20 protein-coding genes are annotated in these 24531 nt (G+C 62.3%); 13 read left to right on the top strand and 7 right to left on the bottom strand.

Going from position 1 to position 24531, the window contains the following annotated elements; all coding sequences use genetic code 11:
- Positions 1 to 4 precede the first annotated feature (4 nt).
- From RLCC275e_RS05560 to RLCC275e_RS05545, 4 genes are all read left to right on the top strand, one after another.
- On the top strand, positions 5 to 1504 hold the full coding sequence (locus RLCC275e_RS05560; RefSeq protein ID WP_033180502.1) for a glycosyltransferase family 39 protein: 1500 nt from the start codon (positions 5 to 7) through the stop codon (positions 1502 to 1504).
- Position 1505: 1 nt separating this feature from the next.
- On the top strand, positions 1506 to 2993 hold the full coding sequence (locus tag RLCC275e_RS05555; protein WP_033180503.1) for an ArnT family glycosyltransferase: 1488 nt from the start codon (positions 1506 to 1508) through the stop codon (positions 2991 to 2993).
- 225 nt (positions 2994 to 3218) lie between these two features.
- Complete coding sequence (locus tag RLCC275e_RS05550) at positions 3219 to 3470, top strand: ribbon-helix-helix domain-containing protein (protein WP_018071003.1); 252 nt, start codon at positions 3219 to 3221, stop codon at positions 3468 to 3470.
- A 4-nt stretch (positions 3471 to 3474) separates the two neighbouring features.
- The gene (locus RLCC275e_RS05545) at positions 3475 to 3777 is read left to right on the top strand and encodes a type II toxin-antitoxin system RelE/ParE family toxin (protein ID WP_082229728.1); all 303 of its coding nucleotides are present in this window, start codon (positions 3475 to 3477) and stop codon (positions 3775 to 3777) included.
- Positions 3778 to 3846: 69 nt separating this feature from the next.
- Here the strand turns inward: RLCC275e_RS05545 and RLCC275e_RS05540 are convergent, their stop codons facing one another.
- A complete protein-coding gene (locus RLCC275e_RS05540; protein WP_033180505.1) occupies positions 3847 to 5214 on the bottom strand; it encodes an aspartate aminotransferase family protein in 1368 nt (455 codons plus the stop codon).
- A gap of 83 nt (positions 5215 to 5297) precedes the next feature.
- On the opposite strand from RLCC275e_RS05540, the gene RLCC275e_RS05535 reads away from it, so the two are divergent.
- Positions 5298 to 6650 carry a glutamine synthetase family protein gene (locus RLCC275e_RS05535; RefSeq protein ID WP_033180506.1) on the top strand — a complete coding sequence of 451 codons (1353 nt, stop codon included), beginning with the start codon at positions 5298 to 5300 and terminating at the stop codon, positions 6648 to 6650.
- An 18-nt stretch (positions 6651 to 6668) separates the two neighbouring features.
- Here RLCC275e_RS05535 and RLCC275e_RS05530 read toward each other — a convergent pair whose 3' ends face one another.
- Positions 6669 to 7613, bottom strand: coding sequence for a diacylglycerol/lipid kinase family protein (locus RLCC275e_RS05530; RefSeq protein WP_033180507.1), 945 nt, complete (start codon positions 7611 to 7613; stop codon positions 6669 to 6671).
- 292 nt (positions 7614 to 7905) lie between these two features.
- Here RLCC275e_RS05530 and RLCC275e_RS05525 point away from each other — a divergent pair, with 292 nt between their 5' ends.
- Positions 7906 to 9132 (top strand): MFS transporter, encoded by a 1227-nt coding sequence (locus RLCC275e_RS05525; RefSeq protein WP_130707420.1) that lies wholly within the window; start codon positions 7906 to 7908, stop codon positions 9130 to 9132.
- On the opposite strand, the gene RLCC275e_RS05520 is transcribed toward RLCC275e_RS05525, so the two are convergent.
- Positions 9091 to 9495 carry a winged helix-turn-helix transcriptional regulator gene (locus RLCC275e_RS05520; protein ID WP_003557995.1) on the bottom strand — a complete coding sequence of 135 codons (405 nt, stop codon included), beginning with the start codon at positions 9493 to 9495 and terminating at the stop codon, positions 9091 to 9093. The two genes, RLCC275e_RS05525 and RLCC275e_RS05520, sit on opposite strands and share 42 nt — an antisense overlap.
- A gap of 103 nt (positions 9496 to 9598) precedes the next feature.
- On the opposite strand from RLCC275e_RS05520, the gene RLCC275e_RS05515 reads away from it, so the two are divergent.
- Positions 9599 to 10612, top strand: a complete 1014-nt coding sequence (locus tag RLCC275e_RS05515; RefSeq protein WP_033180509.1) for a zinc-binding alcohol dehydrogenase family protein — start codon at positions 9599 to 9601, stop codon at positions 10610 to 10612.
- Between the two features lie 311 nt (positions 10613 to 10923).
- Entirely contained in the window at positions 10924 to 12297 is a 1374-nt protein-coding gene (mgtE, locus tag RLCC275e_RS05510; RefSeq protein ID WP_033180510.1) for a magnesium transporter, read from the top strand.
- Positions 12298 to 12321: 24 nt separating this feature from the next.
- On the opposite strand, the gene RLCC275e_RS05505 is transcribed toward mgtE, so the two are convergent.
- The gene (locus RLCC275e_RS05505; RefSeq protein ID WP_171816905.1) at positions 12322 to 12843 is read right to left on the bottom strand and encodes an Lrp/AsnC family transcriptional regulator; all 522 of its coding nucleotides are present in this window, start codon (positions 12841 to 12843) and stop codon (positions 12322 to 12324) included.
- Between the two features lie 96 nt (positions 12844 to 12939).
- Between RLCC275e_RS05505 and RLCC275e_RS05500 the strand changes: the two genes are divergently transcribed.
- The gene (locus RLCC275e_RS05500; RefSeq protein WP_033180511.1) at positions 12940 to 13845 is read left to right on the top strand and encodes a DMT family transporter; all 906 of its coding nucleotides are present in this window, start codon (positions 12940 to 12942) and stop codon (positions 13843 to 13845) included.
- 82 nt (positions 13846 to 13927) lie between these two features.
- Here the strand turns inward: RLCC275e_RS05500 and RLCC275e_RS05495 are convergent, their stop codons facing one another.
- Entirely contained in the window at positions 13928 to 14542 is a 615-nt protein-coding gene (locus tag RLCC275e_RS05495) for a L,D-transpeptidase (RefSeq protein WP_033180512.1), read from the bottom strand.
- Between the two features lie 135 nt (positions 14543 to 14677).
- Positions 14678 to 16342, bottom strand: coding sequence for an electron transfer flavoprotein-ubiquinone oxidoreductase (locus RLCC275e_RS05490; RefSeq protein ID WP_033180513.1), 1665 nt, complete (start codon positions 16340 to 16342; stop codon positions 14678 to 14680).
- A gap of 252 nt (positions 16343 to 16594) precedes the next feature.
- Here RLCC275e_RS05490 and RLCC275e_RS05485 point away from each other — a divergent pair, with 252 nt between their 5' ends.
- A complete protein-coding gene (locus tag RLCC275e_RS05485) occupies positions 16595 to 17383 on the top strand; it encodes an SDR family oxidoreductase (protein ID WP_033180514.1) in 789 nt (262 codons plus the stop codon).
- A 10-nt stretch (positions 17384 to 17393) separates the two neighbouring features.
- On the opposite strand, the gene RLCC275e_RS05480 is transcribed toward RLCC275e_RS05485, so the two are convergent.
- Entirely contained in the window at positions 17394 to 18272 is an 879-nt protein-coding gene (locus RLCC275e_RS05480) for a phosphotransferase family protein (RefSeq protein WP_033180515.1), read from the bottom strand.
- Between the two features lie 295 nt (positions 18273 to 18567).
- Here RLCC275e_RS05480 and RLCC275e_RS05475 point away from each other — a divergent pair, with 295 nt between their 5' ends.
- From RLCC275e_RS05475 to RLCC275e_RS05465, 3 genes are all read left to right on the top strand, one after another.
- Complete coding sequence (locus RLCC275e_RS05475; protein WP_033180516.1) at positions 18568 to 19878, top strand: efflux RND transporter periplasmic adaptor subunit; 1311 nt, start codon at positions 18568 to 18570, stop codon at positions 19876 to 19878.
- Positions 19875 to 22991 carry an efflux RND transporter permease subunit gene (locus RLCC275e_RS05470; protein WP_033180517.1) on the top strand — a complete coding sequence of 1039 codons (3117 nt, stop codon included), beginning with the start codon at positions 19875 to 19877 and terminating at the stop codon, positions 22989 to 22991. Before RLCC275e_RS05475 ends, RLCC275e_RS05470 begins: the two co-directional genes overlap by 4 nt.
- Before the next feature lie 218 nt (positions 22992 to 23209).
- A complete protein-coding gene (locus tag RLCC275e_RS05465) occupies positions 23210 to 24502 on the top strand; it encodes an Hsp70 family protein (protein WP_033180518.1) in 1293 nt (430 codons plus the stop codon).
- Positions 24503 to 24531 lie beyond the last annotated feature (29 nt).

Below are 24531 nucleotides of genomic sequence, written 5' to 3'. Positions count from 1 at the left end.
CACGATGCTGGAGCGCGCGACGAGGACGATCAGAACCGCGGGCCTGCTGCTTGCAGCCTACTTCGTGCTCAACATCGTGCTGCGCATCGTGCTTCCGCATTCGCTGGAACTCGACGAGGCCGAGCAATCCTTCTTCTCGCAATATCTGCTGGCGGGCTACGGCCCGCAGCCGCCCTTCTACAACTGGATGCAATATGCCGTCGTTTCGGTGACGGGCATGTCGATCGGCGCGCTGATCGTTCCAAAGAACATCCTGCTCTTCCTGTCCTATCTCTTCTATGGCCTTGCCGGGCGGCGCGCGCTGAAGGACGAGGCGCTTGCCGCTATCGGCATGCTGGCGCTGATCACCCTGCCCCAGGTCTCCTACATGGCCCAGCAGGATCTGACCCACACGACGGCGCTGCTCTTTGCCAGCTCGCTGTTTCTCTACGGCTTCTTCCGCACGCTCGACCGGCCGGATATGGCGAGCTACCTGCTGCTTGGGCTTGCGACCGGCGTCGGGCTGATCTCGAAATATAATTTCGCGCTGATGCCAGTCGTCGCCTTAATCGCCATCCTGCCCGATGCCGAATGGCGGCGCAGGGCGCTCGACTGGCGCATGCTGGCGGCGATCACTGTCGCGCTTGTCATCGTCCTGCCACACGCGATCTGGCTGCAGGGAAATCTCGCATTCGCCTCCTCCGACACTCTGGTCAAGATGGCCGCCGGCAGCGAACCCGCCGGCGCCGGCCGGATCGGCAAAGGCCTTCTCGCCTTTCTCGTCGCCATCATCGCCTTTGCGGCGTTGCCGGTCGCGATCTTCGCCGCCACCTTCCGCCGGGATTTTATCCGGGCGCTTTCGGCCGGCAACCGCTGGACTGGGATGATGGAGCGGATGATGCTCGCAAGTCTTGCCGGCATCGTTCTGATCGTGCTGTTCACCGGCTCCACCACGGTGCGCGAGCGCTGGCTCGACCCGTTCCTGCTGGTGCTGCCGATCTATTTCCTGGCGAAAATGCAGGCTGCCGGGCTCGACCTTTCCGCCGGGCTGCGCCGCTTCCGGCCGGTGCTGCCGGTGCTGATGGCCTGCGTGCTGATCGCACTCGGCTTTCGCGTCGTCGGCGCCGGGCTGATCGGCACTTACAGCCGGCCGAATGTGCCGATGGCGGGTTTTTCGCGCGAGATGACCCGACAGGCGAAACCGGCGCTGGTGATCGCTTCCGACACCTATATCGGCGGAAACATGCGGTTGCAATTTCCCGATGTGCCGGTCGTGATTCCGGATTTTCCGGCACCCGGCATTCCGTCCTATGCCGAGGCCAAGGGGCCGGTGCTGATCGTCTGGCGCGGCAAGAGGACGGCGACGGCTGCCGATGCGGTCATGCCGGAGCGGTTTTCCTCGGCGCTGACGACGGCTGATATCGCGCTGCAGGAGATCGGCTCGCTGTCGCTTCCTTATTATTTCGGCCGCCGGGGCGACAATTTCGCGCTCGGCTACGCCTGGGTTCAGCCGGGGGCCAGATAGAATGACCGAAAGCAACCGTCGCGACATCAGTTGGATCTTTGTGCTGCTGGCCGCTTATTTCGTGCTTCAGGTCGGCGTGCGGCTCGCAACCTCGCATTCGCTCGATCTCGACGAGGCCGAACAGGCATTCCGCTCGCAATGGCTTGCCGCCGGCTACGGTCCGCAGCCGCCCTTCTACAACTGGCTGCAATATACCGTCTTCCAGTTTTCCGGCGTCTCGCTAACCGCGCTTTCGGTGGTGAAGAACCTGCTGCTGTTCAGCTCCTACGTGCTCTACGGCCTGACCGCGCGGCTTATCCTGCGCGACAAGGCGCTGGTGGCGATCGCCACGCTCGGGCTGCTGACGATCCCGCAGATGGCTTTCGAGATGCAGCGCGACCTGACGCACACGGTCGCCGTGTTCTTCTCGGCCAGCATCTTCTTCTACGGCTTCATCCGCAGCCTGAAGCAGCCGAGCCTTGCCTCCTATCTGATTGCAGGCATCGGCATCGGTTTCGGCCTGCTTGCCAAATATAATTTCGCGATCCTGCCGGCGGCAGCCCTGATTGCCGCGCTTTCGGATGCGCGCCTGCGGCCACGGATCTTCGACTGGCGGCTGGTGCTGACGGCGGCGGTGGCGCTCGTCATCACCCTGCCGCATCTCTTCTGGCTGAAGGACAATCTCGATTTCGCCACCGCACGCACCCTGGAGAAGATGACCGCGAGCGGCCATGCGAGCTATCTCACGCAGGTGGCCATGGGCGTCAGTTCACTGGCTCTCGCCACCATCAGCTTTGCCGGATTGACTGTGGCGGTATTCGCGCTCGTCTTCGTCAAGAGCCTTCGTCCGGCACTCGGCTCCGGTTCGGAATGGACGCGGCTGCTCGAGCGGATGATGCTCGTCTTCCTGGCCGGCATTCTGCTTCTGATCGTCTTCGGGGGTGCTGCCGGCATCAAGGATCGCTGGCTGGTGCCGATGCTCTTCATCCTGCCGCTCTATTTCTGCCTGAAGATCGAGGCAGTGGGCGTCGCGACAGACAGGGCGTTCCGGCGTTTCATGCCCATCGTCGCCGTCATCATGATCGGCGTGCCGTCGGCCCTCTACGGCAGCGTCGCGACGGCACGCTTCACCGGCCATTACGAGCGGCTGAACAGGCCCTATGCCGGCATGCTGGAAATCCTGCGCAAACAGTTCGAACCGGCGGCGATCCTTGCCGGCGACAGCCTGCTTGCCGGCAATCTCAGGCAGGATATTCCCGGCGTGCCGATCCTCTCCGTGGATTATCCCGGCTTCAACCCGGATCTCTCCAGCCGGCGGCCACTTCTCCTGGTATGGCTCCTCCCGCAGAAGGGGGGAAGCCAAGCGCTTCCGCCTGATATGGCTGAATGGTTGCAGGCCAACCTCGGCGTTGCCGCACCCGAGGCATCGGTGATCGACGTGCCTTATTTCTATCGGCGCGGCGGCGACAGCTACCGTTTCGGCTACGCCTGGGTCAATCAGCCGGGCTAAGCGGCATCAGGATTTCAACTCCTTCAGGCCACATCCAGCGCTAGTTTCGTGATCCTCGCTATCTCATTTACATCAGTGTCGCTGATGACCGGCGATGACGAGGCCAGCATGCGGTCTACTGTGCTCGGACGAGCTGAACCATCGGTTCGTTAGCCTATCCATCACGGTCGAATATTGTAAAAGTATTGTATTTGTCATATAGTAAAAAGCCGGGAGTAAATTTACATGGCACGAGCAAAGACCTTTTCCCTTGGCGATACCTATGACGGGATCCTATCGGATCTTGTCCGCAATGGCCGGTTCGGCACCGAAACCGAGGCCGTGCGGGCAGGCATCCGTATGCTCGCCGACCACGAGCTGAAAATACAGGCGCTGCGTAGGGACATTCAGGCGGCGGACGCCGAGATCGAAGCCGGCCTCGGCAAGGAGTACGCTACCGGCGCGGATCTCCTCAAAGACGTCATGAACGAAAGCTAAGGCCATCAAACCGAAACGCCTGATTATCGCTCCATCCGCCATTGAGGATCTGCGGAATATTCGGCGCTATATCGCCGAGAGCAGCCCCCACTACGCGCAGGAGTTCCTGGCCGATCTGACCGCGAAGATCGCTTGGATCGCCGAAGTGGACTTTACCGGATCTCCCCGCGACCACATTGCGGAAGGCCTGCGCGGCCTGCCCTATCGGAACCGCTGCATCTATTTCCGCTCCTATCGTGACCGCATCGTGGTCCTACGCGTGAAACACGGCGCCGAAGATATCAAGCCGCAGGATTTTGAGCTTTAGGCCCGAAGGCTTTCGCTAGACAGATAAGGCTTTGCCTGTGGCTGGCTCAGCAAAATGGGCTGAGAGCAATCAAGACTTCAGATCCTTCCAGGCCAAATCCAGCGCCAGCTTGGTAATCCTCGCCATCTCGTCCACCTCCTCATGGCTGATGATGAGCGGCGGCGAGGCGAGCATGCGGTCGCCGGTGGCGCGCAGCACCAGACCGTTCGCCAGCGCGTGGTTGCGCACCAGCGCACCGACCTGATCGGGCTTGGCATAGCGGGTGCGTGTGCTCTTCTCCGCGGCAAGCTGCAGGCCGCCCATCAGGCCGATGCTGACGGCTTCGCCGACCAGATCATGGTCTGCCAGCGCTGCCCAGAGCCTGCCGAAATAGGGGCCGATATCGTCGCGCACGCGTTCAACCAGTCTTTCCTCCTCGATGATGCGCAGGTTCTCGAGGGCGGCGGCGGCGCAGACCGGGTGGCCGGAGTAGGTGAAACCATGATTGAAGTCGCCGACATCGTTGATCAGCACATCGGCGATGCGGTCACTGACGAGCACGCCGCCGATCGGCAGGTAGCCTGAGGAAAGCCCCTTGGCGATCGGCGCCAGATCGGGCTCGACGCCGAAATACTGGTGGCCGAACCAGGCGCCCAGACGGCCGAAGCCGCAGATCACCTCGTCGGTCACCAGCAGGATATTGCGCGCCTTGCAGATGCGGTCGATCTCCGGCCAGTAGGTCTCGGGCGGGATGATGACGCCGGCAGCGCCCTGCACCGGCTCGGCGACGAAGGCGGCGACATTCTCCTCACCGAGTTCGTCGATCTTCGCTTCGAGCTCTCGGGCAACCTTGAGACCGAATTCGGCGGGTGAGAGATCGCCGCCCTCGCCGTACCAATAGGGCTGGCCGATGTGGACGATGCCGGGGATCGGCAAGTCGCCCTGCTCATGCATGTATTTCATGCCGCCGAGGCTGGCGCCGGCAACGGTCGAACCGTGATAGCCGTTCTTTCTCGATATGACGATCTTCTTCGACGGCTTGCCGATGGCGCTCCAATAGACGCGCGCCATGCGGAACCAGGTGTCGTTCGCCTCCGAGCCGGAGCCGGTGAAGAAGATGTGGTTGAACCGCTCCCCGGCATGGGAGGTGACCTTCTGCGCAAGCAGCGTCGCCGGCGTCGAGGTCGTGCCGAAGAAGGTGTTGTAATAGGGCAGCTCATTCATCTGCCTGGTGGCGGCATCGGCGATCTCCCGGCGGCCATAGCCGATATTGACGCACCAGAGGCCGGCGAAGCCATCGAGATATTTCCTGCCGTGATTGTCGAAGATGTAGACGCCCTCGCCGCGTTGGATGATACGCGCGCCCTCGGCATTCAGCTTCTTCATGTCGGCGAAGGGATGCAGGTGGTGCGCAGCGTCGATCGCGGCAAGATTCGAGGGTGGGTAAGTATCGGGCATGACTGGTAAAAGACCCTCGCGGATTGAAAGGCTGATGTCGATGAGATAGGAGCTTGGCCTTGTCCCGGAGGATTTTCAAGGTCATGGCGAGCGACAGGATGGACGGCAAGGCCGACGGCGGCGATCCGCGCTTCGAGATCCTGATCGTCGGCATGAATGGCGACCTGCGTGGCAAGCAGCTTCCACCTGGTACCGAAGACAAGGTCTGGGCCGGTGACATCCGCCTGCCGACCTCGACGCAATCGCTCGACATCTGGGGCGACGACAATGACGATATCACCGGCCTATCGCTGACGATCGGCGATCCCGACGGCAAGGTCATCCCCGACCGGCGCAGCCTGGCGCCGATGCCCTGGGCGCCCGAGGGCTCGATGCAGGTGCTCGCCACCATGCACGAATTCGACGGCAGCCCGAGCTTCATGGATCCACGCGCCATCCTTGCTTCGGTGGTCGAGCGCTATTCGGCGCGCGGACTGACGCCCGTCGTCGCCACCGAGCTGGAATTCTATGTGATGTCGGGAGACTGGCGCGAGACCGGACGCCCCTCCCCGCCGGAAAGCCTCACCTATCGCGGCCAACCGAACGGTTTCCAGCTCTACGACATGAGCGCCGTCGACGCGCTCGACGGCTATTTGCAGACGCTGAGGGCCTATGCGAGAGCGCAGGACCTGCCGGCGGATGCGACGACGGCGGAATTCGGTCCGGGCCAGTTCGAGGTCAACCTGCTGCACCGCCCGGATGCGCTGGCAGCCGCCGACGATTGCCTCTATCTCAAGCGCATCGCCGAACAGGCGGCGCGCCGGCACGGGCTGAAATCGACCTGCATGGCCAAGCCCTATTCCGAACATGCCGGCTCCGGCCTGCATGTGCATGCGAGCATCATCGACGGACAAGGCCGCAACATCCTCGATGCCAAGGGCGGCGAGCCGAAGCTGCTCAAATCAGTGACAGCGGGCCTGCTTAACACCATGCGCGCGGCGCAGCTGATCTTCGCTCCCTTCGCCAATTCCTACCGGCGCTTCCAGCCGGGCTCGTTTGCGCCTGTCGATCTGACCTGGGGCAGCGGTCATCGCGGCACGGCGATCCGCATACCCGACAAGGATGGGCCGGCCGCACGCATCGAACACCGCGTCGCCGGCGCCGACGCCAATCCCTATCTGCTGCTCGCAGCGATCCTCGGCGGCATGCTCACCGGTCTCGGCGGCGAACTCGACCCCGGCGAAGAGGCGACGCCCTCGCACACGCCGGTGAATACGACGCGACTGACGCATGATTTCCTCAGCGCCGTCGAGACCTTCCGCACCTCGCCTTTCATCGCCGATATCTTCGGCGCGCGCTACCAGGCGCTCTATGGCGATACCAAGCGCAAGGAAGCGCTCGCGCATCTGCGCACGGTTTCGGATTTCGACTACCGCACTTATCTGCCGCGGCTCTGAAGACAATGCAGGGCCGATTTAGGCAGCCGGCTCGCGGCGTTCGCTGGCGTCCACCTGCGCCGCAAGACCCTGCTTGACGAGGACCTTCAATTCGCCCGGATGCAGCCGGATCGAGACGTCGCGTTCGAGCGGCAGCAACTCGCCGTCCATGACGCAATTGGCCTTGGAGCGCAGTTTCGGGAAATGCAGGTGCACTTCGGCCGGGTGCATCACCATGACATCGGCATTCTCGCGGACCTTGCCGCGCAGCATGTCGATGGCGAGGCGGGCGACACCAAGCGGCTTCAGCGGATTTGCCGTGTAAAAGCCGAGTTCGCCGCTTCTCAAATTATCGGCGTAAAGCAGCGCGTTCTCTCCGAAGGGATTGTTGGAGACTGATATCGCCGACACCCTGCGGCGCTCGCGCATGCCGATCGCTTCGAACTCGACCTCGAATTCCGGCGGGTTGAAGATGACGCCCAAGGCAGCCTTCGTACTCGCCCGGATCTTGCCCAGCCGGGAACGATAGCTGTAGGCGTTGCGGTAACGCACCATGCGGGCATGCAGGCCGGCGGAAAACTGGTGGATGAAGGGCCGGCCGTTGGCGCTGGCGATATCGACATTGTCGACCTCGCCAGAGGCAAGCACATCGAGCGCCTGCCAGATATCGAGCGGCACACGCAGCGAGCGGGCAAAGAGGTTCATCGTGCCGGCCGGCACGACGCCGAGCGCAATGCCGTTTTTCCAGGCAATCGATGCCGCCGCCGAAATCGTGCCGTCACCACCGCCGGCAACGATACCGTCGATATCGTCGCGCTTGGCAGCCCGCTCCATGGCGGGAACGATTTCCTTTCCTGAGAAGACGATGGCGTCAAAATCGTGCCCCGCTTCGCGGAAAGCCGCCTCCGCCCTTTTTTCATAGGCCAGCATGTCGGTGGTCTTGAAGGTCCCGCCGTCGCGATTGAAAAAGCCTACAAGCTTCATAAGAGCTCCCGTCTCTGGCGCGGAAATGCTCCTGCCTTGCCCTGAGATGGTTGCGGTATCGCCGATTTCAAGCGCAGCCTTCTTTCCTGACAAAGGACAGAAGTGCAAAAATTGCAATAGACGTATGCACATAGCAGGACGCTGCACTGCAAAAAATGCACTCGACGGCAGCCGAGAGCTCACGGATAGATGGTCTATCGGAGACATCGTCTCCACCTCCCGCCATTTCCACCGATCGGCTGCGCCTGCGCCAGGGGCCATTGCCAAGCAGAAACCGCCTCGAGGAGCTCTCGTGAGTGAGATTGCCGCCAATATTTCCATCGATAGCCAGGATGAAGAGCTGCCGTCGGCAATGACCGTGGTGCTGGTCCAGCTGGCGCTCGCCTGCGGCGGCTTCGGCATCGGCACCGGCGAATTCGCGATCATGGGATTGCTGCCCAATGTCGCCGAGACCTTCTCGGTCACGACGCCACAAGCCGGCTACGTCATCAGCGCCTATGCGCTCGGCGTCGTCGTCGGCGCACCGGTTATTGCCGTGCTCGCCGCGAAGATGGCGCGCCGCACGCTGCTTTTGACGCTGATGCTGATCTTTGCCGCCGGCAATATATCAAGCGCCATGGCGCCGACCTTCGAAAGCTTCACGCTGCTGCGCTTCGTTAGCGGCCTGCCGCACGGCGCCTATTTCGGCGTCGCGGCCCTTGTCGCCGCCTCGATGGTGCCGGTGCATCGCCGCGCCCGTGCCGTCGGCCGCGTCATGCTCGGCCTGACCGTCGCGACACTTCTCGGCACGCCGTTGACAACCTTCTTCGGCCAGTCGCTCGACTGGCAGGTGGCGTTTTTCTCGGTCGGCGTGCTCGGCCTGCTGACGGTGGCACTGATCTGGTTCTACGTTCCGAAGGACAGGGTTTCCGCGGAAGCGGGTTTCCTGCGCGAACTCGGCGCCTTCCGCCGGCCGCAGGTGTGGCTGACGCTCGGCATTGCCGCTGTCGGTTACGGCGGCATGTTCGCGATGTTCAGCTATATCGCCTCGACGACGACTGAGGTGGCGATGCTGCCGGAGACGGCCGTTCCGATCATGCTGGTCCTCTTCGGCGTCGGCATGAATGCGGGCAATTTCATCGGCTCTTGGCTCGCCGACAAATCGCTGCTCGGCACGATCGGCGGGTCGCTCGTCTATAATATCGTCGTGCTGACCATCTTCTCGCTGACCGCCGCCAATCCCTATATGCTCGGTCTCTCCGTCTTCCTCGTCGGCTGCGGTTTTGCCGCCGGCCCGGCGCTGCAGACGCGGCTGATGGATGTCGCCGCCGACGCGCAGACGTTAGCGGCCGCTTCCAACCATTCCGCCTTCAACATCGCCAATGCGATCGGCGCCTGGCTCGGCGGTCTCGTCATCGCCGGGGGCTACGGTTTTGCGGCGACCGGTTATGTCGGCGCGGCGCTGTCCTTCCTCGGCCTGTTCGTCTTTGCAGCCTCGCTACGCCTCGAGCGCCGCGACCGGAGCGCGCAGGCCGTCTGAGGCCAAGCGCAGCTCGCGGCCTTCCGGGCTGCAGAAGACATAATCGTCACCCCAGGCGGCCAACGCCTGGATCACGGGCTTGAGCGTCAAGCCGAGCGGCGTCATTGCATATTCGACCCTCGGCGGCACGACCGGATAGACGGTGCGTGATACAAGGCCGGACTCTTCCAGTTCACGCAGCTGCTTGGTCAGCATGCGCTGGGTCACGGCCGGGAGCTTACGGCGCAATTCGTTGAAGCGCAGGGTTCCCTCCATCAGATGAAAGAGGATCACGCCTTTCCACTTCCCGTCGAGGTAGGTCAGCGTCGCTTCGACCGGGCAGCCGGGGAAATTCTTGACGAGCTTGGCGCGCGGCAACGACATTTTACAGTATCCTTTTGGGAACTACGTACAGAATTTGTGCATTCTTGCGTTGTCAGAACATAGTGCGCATCTAGCTTCCGTGCAACGAACACAGGAGTTTCCCATGCGCGCCGTCGCCTATAAAACGCCCCAACCGATCTCCGCCGAGACCTCGCTGATCGATGTCGAACTGCCGATGCCGGAGGCCAAGGGTCACGATCTGCTCGTCGAGATCAAAGCCGTTTCGGTCAATCCCGTCGACGTCAAGGTGCGCGCCCATTCCGCACCGCCCGCGGACGAGCTCAAGGTGCTCGGCTGGGATGCCGCCGGCGTCGTCAAGGCCGTCGGCGCTGACGTCACCCTGTTCAGGCCGGGCGACGAGGTGTTCTACTCCGGGGTCATCAGCCGCCCGGGCAGCAATGCCGAATTCCACCTCGTCGACGAGCGCATCGTCGGCACCAAACCGAAGAGCCTCGATTTCGCGGCCGCAGCTGCCCTGCCGCTAACCTCGATTACGGCCTACGAGGCGCTGTTCGACCGGCTGAAGGTGCAGGACGCGGTTTCGGGAGCGGGACGCTCCATCCTGATCATCGGCGGCGCCGGCGGCGTCGGCTCGATCACCATTCAGATCGCCCGGGCATTGACCGACCTGACCGTGATCGCCACGGCCTCCCGGCCGGAAACGCAGGACTGGGTGAAGGAACTCGGCGCGCATCACGTCGTCGACCATTCCAAACCGATCGCGCCGCAGGTGGCAGCGCTCGGCATTGGCGCGCCGGGATTCATATTCTCGACCACCAATTCCGACAGTCATATTGACGACATCGTCGAAGCGATTGCGCCGCAAGGCCGCTTCGCGCTGATCGACGATCCGAAGGCGCTCGACATCATGCCCTTCAAGCGCAAGGCCGTCTCCGTTCATTGGGAGCTGATGTTCACCCGCCCGCTCTACGGCACGCCTGACATGATCGAGCAGCACAAGCTGTTGAACAGGGTTTCCGAACTCGTCGACGCCGGAAAGATCCGCACGACGCTTTCAGAGATCGTCGGGCCGATCAATGCTGCGAATCTCAAGACGGCGCATGCCATGGTCGAAAGCGGCAGGATGAAGGGCAAGGCTGTGCTTGCAGGATTCTGAGATCGCAGCCAGTAGGCCCGGTGTTTCCCGCAAGGTCGTATAAACCATACCTGTCTGGAATGCCGCATCGCAGGGTGCGACATTCTGGCGTTAAGCATCTACCCCGCTTGACTTTTTCCGCGTTCGGGACCACCTAGCACAACACGTGAATGACACTCGTCAGCCACGGATTTTAACGGAGCCATCATAGCGATGCCAAGCGACAGTAGCAGTCGATTGCCTTTGCCGTACGCGGCCCTCGTGCGCTGACCGACTCCTGTCGGCTCGCCCGATCGGACGCTACGGCGGATCGACGGAAAGGCGAGCCTCAAATGAATATCAATCGCTTCCCTCTTCGGGCAGGCCATGCCGCCCGTGCCTTCATCAACAACAGCCGCGGCGCAACGATCGCCGAACGCGTCGAATCATTGAATGCGCTGAGCATCCAGGACGCCGGGCGGGTGCTGACCGGCATGCCGCTCGACTATGCCGTCAACATTCTCGACCGGCCGGAGCTTCGCAACGCCGCACAGATCCTTGCGCTGATCAGCGCCGAGGACGCCGCTCGGCTTCTGCACGGCATGTCGAACGACCGCGTCGCCGACGTGCTGCTCGAACTCGACGGCGAGACCCGCGCCCGGCTGTTCTCCAGCCTCGACGAACCGGTGCGCATCGCGATCCAGCACCTGATGGGCTATCCGCCGCGCACGGCCGGCGGCATCATGACGACGGAGTTCGTCAGCGTGCCTGACAGCTGGACCGTCGCCCGCACACTCGACCATGTGCGCCAGGTCGAACGCTCGCGCGAGACCGTCTACGCCATCTATGTGCTGGACGAGGTCAGCCATGCGCTGCTGCATGTGGTGACGCTGCGTCGCCTCATCACCGGCGAGCCGGAGGCTTCAATCCTCTCAGTGGCGCAAAAGGGCGCGCCGGTTTCGGCCGATCCGCTGATGAAGCAGGAGGATGTCGCCAGGCTGATCCGCAAACACGACCTGCTCGCCCTGCCCGTCACCGACGAACAGGGGCAGATTCTCGGCATCGTCACCGTCGACGACGTGATCGACACGATGATATCGGACACGACGGAAGCGGCTCAGAGGTTCGGCGGCATGGAGGCGCTCGGCCAGCCCTACATGAAGATCAGCTTCGCCGGCATGATCCGCAAGCGCGCCGGCTGGCTCGCCGCCCTGTTCCTCGGCGAGATGCTGACGGCAAGCGCCATGCAGCATTTCGAAGGCGAGCTGGAAAAGGCCGTGGTGCTGACGCTATTCATCCCGCTGATCATGAGCTCGGGCGGCAATTCCGGTTCGCAGGCGACGTCGCTGATCATCCGGGCGCTGGCGCTCGGCGAGCTGAAGCTCTCGGACTGGTGGAAGGTGCTCTTGCGCGAACTGCCGACCGGCGTCGTGCTCGGCGCGATCCTCGGCCTCGTCGGCTTCATCCGCATTGTCTTCTGGCAGTCGGCCGGGCTTTACGATTACGGCCCGCACTGGCAGATGGTCGCCGTTACGGTGTTTGCCGCCCTGATCGGGATCGTCACCTTCGGTTCGATCTGCGGTTCGATGCTGCCCTTCGTGCTGCAGAAGCTCCGGCTCGATCCGGCCAGCGCCTCGGCCCCCTTCGTCGCCACGCTGGTCGATGTCACCGGGCTCGTCATCTACTTCTCGGTGGCGCTGCTCATCCTCAGCGGGACGCTGCTCTAACCCGCAAGCAAGCCCCGAGGGGAATTATTTTCCCTCGGGCAACTTCAACGGCCCATGCGTCTTCATGCTGCGGATGGCGAAGTTCGAGCGGATGTCGCTGACATTCGGCAGGGTCAACAGCGTTTCCGTCAGAAGCCGTTCGTAGGCGGCGAGATCCTCCACCACCACTTCGGCGAGGAAATCGGCCGTGCCTGAGATCAGGAAGCAGGAGACGATCTCGGGGATGGCGAGCAGCGCCTTCTGCTGCGCCTCGGAATTTTCGCGGCTGTGCTGGACGACCTTGAATTCGACGAAGACGGTGAGGCCGAGACCGACCTCCTTGCGGTCGATGTCCGCGGTATAACCGCGGATGATGCCGGAGCGTTCGAGATTGCGGATGCGGCGCAGGCAGGGCGACGGCGAAAGGTTCACCTTCTCGGCGATCTCGACATTGGTGGCCCGTGCATCCTCCTGCAGGCACTTCAGGATGGCAATATCGAATTTATCGAGATTTGGCATTTTCGCGATCCCTGTCGGCGTCAATTGGCAGAAGATTGCGCATAGCATGATTTCTGAGCTAGAGATAGCAAGGACATGCCCTGGCCTCTGGCGCTAGTCTTCTCTTCAACCGGACAGGCTCCGGATGAAAGAAAGGACAGGACGATGACCACCATTGCTTTCACGAACGACAAGTCGCCGTCGCAGGTACTGGGTTATGCCGGCGGCACTATTACCGTGCTGATCTGGGCGACATGGTTTCTTGTCACCCGCCACAGCGCCGCAACGCCGCTCGGCTCGATCGATATCGGGCTGATCCGCTTCGGAATTCCGGCGCTGGTGCTTTCGCCTGTCTGGCTGAAGACCGGACTACTGCCAAAGGGCCTGCCGCTTCACCTGCTGGCGATCATGGTGTCCGGTTCGGGCGCCGTCTTTTTCCTGCTGACCACGCTGGCAATCCATTCCACGCCGGCTGCCTCTTCGGGGATTCTGCTCGGCGGCTCGATGCCGCTCGCCGCGGCGCTGATCGGGATTGCGCTGTTTCGCGAAAGACCCGACGGTACGCGCATCGCGGGGCTGGTCGCGATCGTCGCCGGCGTGCTGATCCTGCTCACGCGCAGCCTTGCCGACGCCTCGCTGCCATGGACAAGCTTCGTCCTGCTGCCGGCCGGCGCCATCCTCTGGGCAAGCTATACGCATGCCTTCCGCCGCTCCGGTCTGACCGCCGTGCAGGCGAGCGCCCTGATCGCCGTCTGGTCCTTCCTGATCATGGGCACGCTGGCCCTCATCTTCGGCATCTCGCTGCCAGAGGTTCCTCTTCACGAGATCGGCCTGCAGGTGCTGAGCCAGGGCGTTCTTTCCGGCCTCGTCGCCATGGTCGCCTACGGCACCGCCGTCAGAACACTCGGCGGAACACAGGCTGCCGCCTTCACGGCGCTGACGCCGGTGCTCGCAACTCTCGGCGGCGGCTTCCTGCTTGGCGAAGCGATCGGCATGACCGAGATCAGCGCCGCCGTGATCACCGGCATCGGCGTGGCGCTTTCGACCGGTATTGCTGCACCGCGCCGCTAACCAGCTAGGACCGACAATTCGAAAGCCGCCGGCAGCGATCGCTATGGCGGCTTTTTCGTGAGAAATGCCGTCTCTCTATAGCTTAAGCCTGAATGACAACGACCCTGGCGCCGACCTCGACGCGGCTATAGAGGTCGATCACGTCGTGGTTCATCATGCGGACACAGCCGCTCGACATGGCAAGACCAATCGATTGCGGCTGGTTGGTGCCATGGATGCGGAAATGCGTATCGTCGCCACCGCGATAGAGATACATCGCCCGCGCGCCGAGCGGGTTGTTCGGGCCGCCCGGCATGCCGCCGGCAAGCTTGCGATAGCGCTCTTCGCGGCGCTGCATGTTTTCGGTCGGCGTCCAGCTCGGCCATTCCGCCTTGCGGCCGATATAGGCATTGCCGGCAAAGGCCAGCCCCTCGCGACCGACACCGACGCCATAACGCACGGCTCTGCCGTCGCCGAGGACGTAATAGGCGCGGCGCGTGGGTGTATCGACGATCACGGTGCCGGCAGCATGCGTGGTTTCGTAGGCCACTTCCTGGCGGCGGAGCTCCGGCTTGATCTTGTCGATCGGCACCTGCTTCAACGGGAATTTTTCGTCCGGAAGTGCGGCATAATTGGTCTGGCTGTTCAGACCGGTCGAAGAGCAGCCGGCCACGAAAAGCGGCAGAGCGATCAGAAAGCCCCGGCGGGAGATCGTCATGAATGTGTCCTTAGTGCGTCAACTTGATGTCGCAAGCTAAGGAAATTATGGTTAACGAACGGCTAACGGCCTCGGGCAGAAGGCGATCACGAAGGCGTCAGCACGCAAGAATTGTAGCGGTGGGGATAATCCGCCTCACATATTCGGATAAACAGGCCCCTCGCCGCCCTGCGGCGGCACCCAGTTGATGTTCTGGTTGGGATCCTTGATGTCGCAGGTCTTGCAGTGCACGCAGTTCTGGGCGTTGATGACGAAGACGTCCTTGCCATCCTTCTCCACCCATTCATAGACGCCGGCCGGACAGTAGCGCGTCGACGGACCGGCATAGATGTCGTGTTCCGAACTCTTCTGCAGCGCCATGTCCTTGACCTGAAGATGCACCGGCTGGTCTTCCTCATGATTGGTGTTCGACAGGAACACCGAGGACAGCCGGTCGAAGGTCAAGACGCCATCGGGCTTCGGATAGGCGATTGGCTTGTGCTGCGACGCCGGCTCCAGGCTCTCAGCATCGGTCTTGCCATGCTTCAGCGTGCCGAAGACGGAAAAGCCGAACAGCGTGTTGGTCCACATGTCGAAGCCGCCGAGCGCCACGCCGAGTGCCGTGCCGAACTTCGACCAGAGCGGCTTGACGTTGCGGACCCGCTTCAGATCCTTGCCGATGTCGCCCTTGCGCCATTCATTCTCGATCTCGATCACTTCATCATGACTGCGGCCGGCTTCGATCGCGGCGGCGATCTTCTCGGCCGCCAGCATGCCCGACAGCACCGCATTGTGGCTGCCCTTGATGCGCGGCACGTTGACGAGACCGGCCGAACAGCCGATCAGCGCCCCGCCGGGGAAGGAAAGCTTCGGCACCGACTGGTAGCCGCCCTCGGTGATGGCACGCGCCCCATAGGACAGCCGCTTGCCGCCCTCGAAGGTGGTGCGGATCGCCGGATGGGTCTTGAAGCGCTGGAATTCCTCGAAGGGATAGAGATAGGGGTTCTTGTAATTGAGGTGGACGACGAAGCCGACGGCCACCAGATTGTCTTCCAGGTGATAGAGGAAGGAGCCGCCGCCGGTCTTCATGCCAAGCGGCCAGCCGAAGGAGTGCTGCACCAGGCCCGGCCTGTGGTTCTCCGGCTTGACCTGCCAGAGCTCCTTGATGCCGATGCCGAACTTTTGCGGTTCACGGTCTTTCTGCAGATCAAACTTGGCAATCAGCTGTTTGGCGAGCGAGCCACGCACCCCCTCGCCGATCAGCACATATTTGCCGAGCAGTTCCATGCCGCGGGTATAGTTCGGGCCGGGCTCGCCGTTCTTCTCGATGCCCATGTCGCCGGTGGCGACACCGATGACGGCACCCTCGTCATTGTAGAGCACCTCGGTTGCGGCAAAACCCGGATAGATCTCGACGCCGAGTTCTTCGGCCTTGGTCGCCAGCCAACGACAGACGAGCCCGAGCGAGACGATGTAGTTGCCATGATTGTTCATCAGCGGCGGCATCAGCGCATTCGGCAGGCGAACGGAGCCGGCCGGGCCGAGCAGCAGGAAGTGGTCGGCGGTGACCTTGGTCTTGAACGGATGATCGGCCTCATCGCGCCAGCCGGGCAGCAGCCGGTCGATGCCGATCGGATCGACCACGGCGCCCGAGAGGATATGCGCGCCGACTTCAGCGCCCTTCTCCAGCACGACGACCGAGAGTTCCGGATTGACCTGCTTCAGCCGGATCGCCGCCGCAAGACCGGCAGGACCGGCGCCGACGATCACAACGTCGAATTCCATGCTCTCGCGTTCGGGCAGCTCAGTCGTCTCGGTCATTCACTCGTCTCCGCTTGGCGGCACGCGGCCGTCATCCCCGTCATGGCACTTTCTTGTCAAAACGAGAAAGCATTGTCGAGCCGGGATACGACAGCCAATCTTCCGATTCGCACAATGATAACGCCTCGCGCGGCAGAATTACATATCGTTTACGTCAACGTCAATTTTCAAGTGCCATCAAACCGCTGACATGCCCTTTCCTTTTCCGCCGCTTGCGCCTTATACATCGCTCAAAGCTATCGGAGGATAATCATGGATCTCGGCATCAAGGGCAAACGAGCACTCGTCCTCGCCTCCTCGCGCGGCCTCGGCCTCGGCATCGCCGTGGCGCTGGCGCGTGAGGGCGCAAACGTGCTGCTCTGCGGGCGCAGCGGCGACCAGCTGGAGGCCAATTGCAAGGCGATCAATGGCGAAGGCAACGGCCGGGCCGACTGGATCTGGGCCGATCTCGGGGACGAACGCTTCGTCGAGATGGTGACGACGGCGGTAAAGGAAAAGTTCGGCGGGCTCGATATCCTGGTCAACAATACCGGCGGGCCGACACCCGGCACGACGGAGGACATGACGGGCGAAAAGCTCGAAATCTATTTCCTCTCTATGGTCGCGCGCGTGATCACGCTCACCAATGCGCTGCTGCCCGGCATGAAGGCGCAGGGCTGGGGCCGCATCCTGACGGTTGCCTCATCCGGCGTGATCGAACCTATCGCCAACCTGGCGCTGTCGAATACGCTGCGCCCGGCCCTTGCCGGCTGGAGCAAGACGCTTGCCTCCGAAGTGGCGGGCTTCGGCGTCACCACCAACCTGCTCTTGCCGGGCAGCATCCTGACGGCACGGCTCGACGATCTCGACGGCGCTGCGGCAAAGCGGACCGGCAAGAGCCTCGAGGAGATCCGTACCGACAAGGAAGCGCGTATTCCGGTCGGCCGCTACGGCAGGGTCGAGGAATTCGCCGCAACCGCGGCCTTCCTGTGCAGCCAGCCGGCAAGCTACATCACCGGCTCGCTCATCCGCTGCGACGGCGGCGCGGCACGATCCGTCTGAGCATTCCCTCTCAGCCGACGCGGGCCCCCGCCGCCCATGTCGCCACACTTCGGATCATCTGTTCGACGTTCGCCGGATCGTCCGCAAGTTCGGCGAGCTCGGACAGACGATGGAAACCCGTCAGGATCGCAATGCGGCGCCGGTCGAGCCTGCGTCCGGTCAGCATTTCATAGGCCGATACGATGCGTGCGGTCAGATCGGGCGAGATGAAGTTCGAGTATATGAATTCCTGGTGCAACGGGCCAAAGCCGGAATCGGCAAAATCATAGATGCCGTTGAGCCTCCTTTGCGCATGGTCGAAGGCCATATTCCAGCCATGACCGTCGAAGAAGCCGTAGATGTTGCCGTAAGGATCGGCAGGCAAGGCTTCGAAATCCGAAATAATGGCCTCCGCAAAACTCCTGATGTCCGGCGGCAGCAGCGGCAAACCCTTTATTCGTACCGTCTCGGGCGATTGCCATGGCTGGATAGTCCCGGCACCGGCCGATCGTATGCGATCGGCATCGAGCACATGCAGCTCGGCGTAAAAACGCGCGAGATCTTCCGCGAGGCGCTGACGATCGCTTTCGCCAAGCGCATCGTAATCTTCGACAATGAGATGTTCGCCGTCGAGCTTGGCATGGCTGGAGAAGATCGGCGGCCCGTCGTGAATACGCATGTCGGGAACCGCCATCGACAGCGACGGCCGAACGATCTCGAGCAAGGCGGCTTCCTTCTCAAGCGCTCTTTCTGCGCCGAGATTGCGGGGAAACTTGAAGATCAGCGTGTCATCGACGTCGACGGCAAGCGAATCCCAGCCTTTTGCCGCCAGCTTGAAGACGGAGGCCGTGAGTTCAGGAAACACGCTTGTTATGAGAGAGCGAAATTCGCTGGCGTCCAACTCAGTCATGACGACCTGCCTTCTCTAGTTTTTCCTCCCGGGCGATGGTCGGCTTACGGGCCGAAATCGTCGCCCTGCGAACCACCCTCGCCGCCGCCGTCAGACGGCACCGGCTACACTGGCTCTATATTAGTATAGTTTGAATATTACGGAATATTCATTACAAAAATTTAAGCCATTATAACCACTTAGTGATTACCCGCCGGGAATTATGTCTTTTTTGCGCCGCAATATAAGTGGCTCAATCGGGGCATAAAATTCGCAACCTTGCCCCCGCAACCTTGCCCAAAGACCGGTATCGCCCATGAAGAAATTTTGGATCACCGTCAGCGTTATCGCAATTGCCGCCATCGGCGTCTGGCAATTCGGGAATCTGGTCCCTTATGCCTCTCGCATTCCCTACCTCTCGCAGTTCATCAAGCAGCCGCCCGGCGGCGATGGCGGCGGGCAGCAGGCACAGGCCGATCAGGGGCAGGCCAATCAGGGGCAGGATGGTGGGCAACATCAGGGCGGCGGGCGCAGACGCGGTGGCGGCGGCCCGACCGTCGTCAAAACAGTCGCAGCCGTGAAAACGACGCTGCCGATGGACGTGACGGCGACCGGCTGGGCCGATGCCGATGACAATACGACCATTGCCGCACAGGAACAGGGCCTGATCGTCAGCATCGATGCGCAGGACGGGGCGACCGTCAAAGCCGGCGACCTGATCGCCAAGCTGGACGATCGGACGGCCAAGGCGACCGTCGACAAGGACAACGCGATGATCGTGCGCGACGCGGCAACCCTTTCGGAAGCCGCGACCGCATTGACGCGCGCGCAGGACCTCTTCAACCAGAAGGCCGGCACCCAGCAGAGCCTCGACCAAGCGGTCGCTGCCCGCGATACCGCTGCAGCCACTGTCGACGCCGACAAGGCGTCGCTGGCCTCCGATCAGATCTTGCTCGAGCACACCGATATCCGCGCTCCCTTCGACGGCCGGCTCGGCGATATCGTTGTCAGCAAGGGGGCTTTCCTCAGTGCCGGGGCGGCAATCGTCACCATCGCGAAATACGATCCGATCTATGTGAAATTCCACCTGCAGGAACGATATCTGCGGGAGCTGAAGAGCGCTCTGGAAAGCGGTCCAGTCGAGGTCAGCACCGCCCCGAATTCCACCAAGGGACAGGTGCGAAAGGGCGAGATCAGCTTCTACGACAACACGGTCGATACGGCCTCGGGCACGATCCTCGCCAAGGCGAAATTCGAGAATGCCTCCGGCGCGCTCTGGCCCGGCCAGTCAGTCAACATCGTCGTGCATTTCAACAATGACGAACAGCAGGTGGTGGTGCCGACGGTTGCCGTCAGCCCTGGTCCGGAGGGTTTCTTCGCCTTCGTCGCCAAGGACGGCAAATCGCATCTGACGCCCGTCACCATTGCCCGCGCAAATGGCGGCTTCACCGCCATAGAATCGGGTCTTCAGCCAGGCGATCACGTCGTCGTCGAGGGCCAGGGCCAGCTCAGCGACCAGCAGGCGATCAACGAGCAATTCGACGAAAAGGCGCTTGATGTCGCCTCCGCCGAAGAGCCTCGGCAACAGCAGCCGTCCGAGACGATCGCGGTGGGAGCTCAGCAATGATCCCGAATTTCTGTATCCAGCGTCCCGTCGCGACGACGCTGCTTGCCATCGGCGTCATTCTGGCCGGTCTTGCCGGTTATCAACTCGTGCCGGTCGCGGCCCTGCCGCAGGTCGATTTTCCCACCATCAACGTTTCGGCGCAGTTGAGCGGCGCCTCGCCGCAGACGATGGCGACCTCGGTTTCGACACCGCTGATCAAACAGTTCGAGACCATTCCCGGGATCACCGAAATCAGCGCCTCCAGCTCGCTCGGCAGCACCAGCATCGTGCTGCAGTTCGACCTCAGTCGCAATATCGATGCGGCCGCAGCCGACGTGCAGGCGGCGATCTCGCATGCCACCCGACAACTGCCCGACAATCTGACGACGCCGCCGAGTTATCGCAAGACGAACCCGGCCGATGCGCCCGTCATGCTGCTCTCCGTGCAGAGCAACACCATGCCGCGCAGCAAGCTTGACGACATCGCCGAGAACATCATCTCGCCGTCGCTTTCGACGCTTCCAGGCGTCGCCCAGGTCAGCGTCTACGGTGCGCAGACCTATGCCGTACGCGTCGAGGTCGATCCCAACAAGCTGCTCACCCGCGGCATCGGCATCGACACCGTCAACAAGGCGCTTGCTGCCGCCAACAGCCAGCAACCTGTGGGAACGCTGCAGAACAATTCGCAGAGCATGACCATAACGGCGAACACGCAGCGCACCAGCGCCGAGCAATTCCGTTCGCTGGTCATTGCCAATCCGAACGGCGCGCCGATCCACCTTGGCGATATTGCCGATGTGCAGGACAGCGTCGAGAACCAGTATACCGGCAGCTGGTATGACGGCCAGCGTGGCATCATCCTCGCCATTCAGCGCCAGCCGGATGCCAATACGGTCGATGTCGTCGATGCGATCAACGCCAAGCTGCCGCAGCTTCACGCCGAAATCCCGCCCTCGGTCAACACGGTCGTCATGAACGACGCCGCAAAGCCGATTCGCGATGCCATCTCCGATGTGAAATTCACGCTGCTCCTGACGATCGGCCTCGTCGTTCTCGTCATTTACCTCTTCACCGGCCATGCGACCGCAACGATCATTCCCGGGCTTGCCGTTCCTCTGTCGCTGATCTCGACTTTCGGCATGATGTATGTGCTTGGATACAGTATCGACAACATCTCGCTGCTCGGGCTAACGCTGGCGGTGGGGCTCGTAGTGGATGACGCCATCGTCATGCTCGAGAACATCCTGCGCCATGTCGAGGAAGGCATGCCGGTGCGGGAAGCGGCGATCAAGGGTGCGGGCGAAGTCAGCTACACCATCATTTCCATGTCGGTTTCGCTGATCGCGGTCTTCATCCCGATCCTGCTGATGGGTGGCGTCGTCGGCCGCGTGTTCAACGAATTCGGCATGGTGGTCGCCATCGCGATCATCTCCTCGGCAATCGTCTCGCTGACCGTGACGCCGATGCTCGCCTCGCGCCTGTCCAACCACCAGAGCCGCCCGCCGCTCATCATCCGCATCTTTGATGCCGGCTTCGAACGGACGCTGCGCGGCTACGACAGGGCTGTCGGCTGGTGCCTTCGCCACCGCCCCACGATCCTCGGCGTTTTCCTCGCCTCGGTCGCGCTGACGATCTATTTCTTCATGACGCTGCCGACGAGCTTCTTCCCACAGGAGGATATCGGCCGCCTGACGATCAGCACGCAGGCCCGGCAGGACATTTCCTATTCCGCAATGTCGGCGCTGCAGCAGCAGGCGGCAGCCGTCGTGAAAGCGAACCCGGCAGTCAACCATGTGATGTCGACGATCGGCGGCAACCCCAACAAGCCGCAGAACAATGGCTCGATGTTCGTCGAACTCAAGGACAAGAAACAGCGTGCGCCGCTTGACCAGACGCTGCGCGAACTGCGCACGGCGATCAACAAGATCCCCGGCTTGCAGGCCTTCGTGACGCCGAACCAGAGCCTGCGCTTCGGCGGCCGCCAGACTGCCAGCCAATATCAGCTGGTGGTGCAGGCGCTGAACGTCGACCAGACCAACCTCTGGGCCGGCAAGATCCAGGCGGCGATGCGCAAGGACCGGCTGTTCACCGACGTGACGTCGGACGCCCAGAACAACGCCCTGCAGGCCAATATCGTCATCGATACCGAACGGGCAGCCGCCTACGGGATCGACAACGACACGCTGCGCACGACGCTGCAGGAATCCTTCAGCGGATATTCCGCTGCGGAAATCCAGTCGACCGGCGACAGCTACGACGTCATCGTCGAATACGACACCAGCAAACCCTGGGACGACCAAAAGCTCTCGGAGATCCGTGTCGCCTCGGCCAATGGCAGCCTGGTGCCGCTTTCGAACTTCGCGCATGTCCAACGCACCACAGGCCCGGTTACCATCAACCAGACGGGCCAGCTGGTCTCGACCACCGTTTCCTTCAACCTGCCGGAAGGCGTCTCGCTCAGCGACGCCACGGCAGCGATCGACCAGATCAAAAAGGACATCAGCGTGCCGGCCGACGTGTTCACCTCCTATGGCGGTACGGCGCAGATCTTCGAGCAGTCGCAGGGCAATACGCCCTATCTGATCCTGGCGGCGGTGCTGACCATCTATGTCGTGCTCGGCGTGCTCTATGAAAGCTTCATCCACCCGCTCACCATTCTCTCCGGTTTGCCTGCGGCGGCATTCGGTGCGCTGCTGGCATTGAAGATCATGGGCTTCGACCTGTCGATCATCGCCCTGATCGGCCTCTTGATGCTGATCGGCATCGTCAAGAAGAACGCGATCATGATGATCGACGTGGCGGTGGAGACCATGCGAACGACGGGCGAGAAGGCGACGGCGGCGATCCACGAAGCCTGCGTGCGACGCTTCCGGCCGATCATGATGACGACCTTCTGTGCCCTGCTTGGTGCCCTGCCGATCGCGCTCGGCACCGGCGCAAGCTCGGAGCTGCGTCAACCGCTCGGCATCGCCGTCGTCGGCGGCCTGATCGTCTCGCAGATGCTGACGCTCTTCATCACCCCGGTCATCTTCGTCGAGATGGACCGCTTCGGCAATTTCCTCGGCCGCCTGATCGGCCACAAGAAGGTCGAGGAGCCGGAGCTGCAAGAGGCAAGGGCGATGGCCGCCGAATAACGGCGGACTGTTGAACCTTCGTGGCTGATATGCGTGCGGCATCCTTCTTCTCCCTGGCGGGAGGAGAAGGATGTCTGCGCGACATATGCGCCTTCAATCCTCTTGAATGTGTCACGCCCCTGTGGCATCACCCGCCCTCCTGATTCCGGGGCGTGCTTACGCCCTTTCGCGGAGCGATGCTCCGTCTCCAATGACAATCGGCATGAAGAGGTGCGGGCATGGCTCAGGCGCTGGGTTTCGACTTCGGCACGACGAACACGGTTCTCGCCATGGCGGATGGCGGGGCGACGCGCTCGATGGCGTTCACGAGCACGGAGGGTACGGCCGACAGCATGCGCACGGCGCTTTCCTTCATGAAGGATGCCCAGCTCGGCGCTTCGGCGCTGAAGGTGGAAGCGGGCCATGCGGCGATCCGCCAATTCATCGACAATCCCGGCGAATGTCGGTTCCTGCAGTCGATCAAGACCTTTGCGGCGAGCGCGCTGTTCCAGGGCACGCTGATCTTCGCCAAGCGCCATAATTTCGAGGATCTGATGGAGGTCTTCGTGCGGCGGCTGCGCAACTATGCCGGCGACAATTGGCCTTCCGATGTCAGCCGCATCGTCACCGGTCGGCCGGTGCATTTTGCCGGCGCCAGCCCCGATCCGGCGCTGGCGACCGAGCGCTATAATGAGGCGCTGTCGCGCTTCGGCTTTCCCGAAATCCACTATGTCTACGAGCCGGTCGCCGCCGCCTTCTATTTCGCGCAGAACCTGAAGCGGGATGCCACCGTGCTGGTCGCCGATTTCGGCGGCGGCACGACCGACTATTCGCTGATCCGCTTCGAGACCGTCGCCGGCAAGCTGACGGCAACGCCGATCGGCCATTCCGGCGTCGGTGTCGCTGGCGACCATTTCGACTACCGAATGATCGACAACATCGTCGCGCCGCTGATCGGCAAGGGCAGCCATTTCAAAAGCTTCGACAAGATCCTCGAAGTGCCGTCCAACTACTATTCCAGCTTCGGCCGCTGGAACCAGCTGTCGATTTTCAAGACGACGCGCGAATTCGAGGATCTGAAGAAGCTGGTGCGCACCAGCCTGGAGCCGGAAAAGCTCGAAACCTTCGTCGACCTCATCGACCACGACGAGGGCTACCCGCTTTATCAGGCGGTGTCGGCGACGAAGATGGCGCTCTCGGCATCCGAGGAGGCGCCTTTCGATTTCGCGCCGCTTGGCCGCGGTGGACATCGCAGCATCAAGCGCAGCGACTTCGAAGGCTGGATCGCCGATGATCTCGCTCGAATCGAAGGCGCGCTCGACGACGTACTCGACAAGACCGAGACGAAACCGTCGGAGATCGACAAGGTGTTCTTGACCGGCGGCACCTCCTTCGTGCCGGCGGTGCGTCGCATCTTCACCGAACGCTTCGAGCGCGACCGGATCGAAAGCGGCGGCGAACTGCTGTCGATCGCCCATGGCCTAGCGCTGATCGGCGAACGCGACGACATCGCGCAATGGACAGTGCAATAGAGGCAGACAAGGACGGGCAATCTGCCGCC

The sequence above is a fragment of the Rhizobium brockwellii genome (assembly GCF_000769405.2).
In the GTDB taxonomy this organism is placed as follows: Bacteria; Pseudomonadota; Alphaproteobacteria; order Rhizobiales; family Rhizobiaceae; genus Rhizobium; species Rhizobium brockwellii.
This window is presented reverse-complemented; position numbering and strand designations above follow the sequence as displayed.

Bases quoted from the DNA above. Each gene is read 5' to 3' on its own strand.
- RLCC275e_RS05560 (WP_033180502.1), top strand. From the start codon at position 5: ATGCTGGAGCGCGCGACGAGGACGATCAGAACCGCGGGCCTGCTGCTT.
- RLCC275e_RS05555 (WP_033180503.1), top strand. From the start codon at position 1,506: ATGACCGAAAGCAACCGTCGCGACATCAGTTGGATCTTTGTGCTGCTG.
- RLCC275e_RS05550 (WP_018071003.1), top strand. From the start codon at position 3,219: ATGGCACGAGCAAAGACCTTTTCCCTTGGCGATACCTATGACGGGATC.
- RLCC275e_RS05540 (WP_033180505.1), bottom strand. From the start codon at position 5,214: ATGCCCGATACTTACCCACCCTCGAATCTTGCCGCGATCGACGCTGCG.
- RLCC275e_RS05535 (WP_033180506.1), top strand. From the start codon at position 5,298: ATGGCGAGCGACAGGATGGACGGCAAGGCCGACGGCGGCGATCCGCGC.
- RLCC275e_RS05530 (WP_033180507.1), bottom strand. From the start codon at position 7,613: ATGAAGCTTGTAGGCTTTTTCAATCGCGACGGCGGGACCTTCAAGACC.
- RLCC275e_RS05520 (WP_003557995.1), bottom strand. From the start codon at position 9,495: ATGTCGTTGCCGCGCGCCAAGCTCGTCAAGAATTTCCCCGGCTGCCCG.
- RLCC275e_RS05515 (WP_033180509.1), top strand. From the start codon at position 9,599: ATGCGCGCCGTCGCCTATAAAACGCCCCAACCGATCTCCGCCGAGACC.
- mgtE (WP_033180510.1), top strand. From the start codon at position 10,924: ATGAATATCAATCGCTTCCCTCTTCGGGCAGGCCATGCCGCCCGTGCC.
- RLCC275e_RS05505 (WP_171816905.1), bottom strand. From the start codon at position 12,843: ATGCTATGCGCAATCTTCTGCCAATTGACGCCGACAGGGATCGCGAAA.
- RLCC275e_RS05500 (WP_033180511.1), top strand. From the start codon at position 12,940: ATGACCACCATTGCTTTCACGAACGACAAGTCGCCGTCGCAGGTACTG.
- RLCC275e_RS05495 (WP_033180512.1), bottom strand. From the start codon at position 14,542: ATGACGATCTCCCGCCGGGGCTTTCTGATCGCTCTGCCGCTTTTCGTG.
- RLCC275e_RS05490 (WP_033180513.1), bottom strand. From the start codon at position 16,342: ATGACCGAGACGACTGAGCTGCCCGAACGCGAGAGCATGGAATTCGAC.
- RLCC275e_RS05485 (WP_033180514.1), top strand. From the start codon at position 16,595: ATGGATCTCGGCATCAAGGGCAAACGAGCACTCGTCCTCGCCTCCTCG.
- RLCC275e_RS05480 (WP_033180515.1), bottom strand. From the start codon at position 18,272: ATGACTGAGTTGGACGCCAGCGAATTTCGCTCTCTCATAACAAGCGTG.
- RLCC275e_RS05475 (WP_033180516.1), top strand. From the start codon at position 18,568: ATGAAGAAATTTTGGATCACCGTCAGCGTTATCGCAATTGCCGCCATC.
- RLCC275e_RS05470 (WP_033180517.1), top strand. From the start codon at position 19,875: ATGATCCCGAATTTCTGTATCCAGCGTCCCGTCGCGACGACGCTGCTT.
- RLCC275e_RS05465 (WP_033180518.1), top strand. From the start codon at position 23,210: ATGGCTCAGGCGCTGGGTTTCGACTTCGGCACGACGAACACGGTTCTC.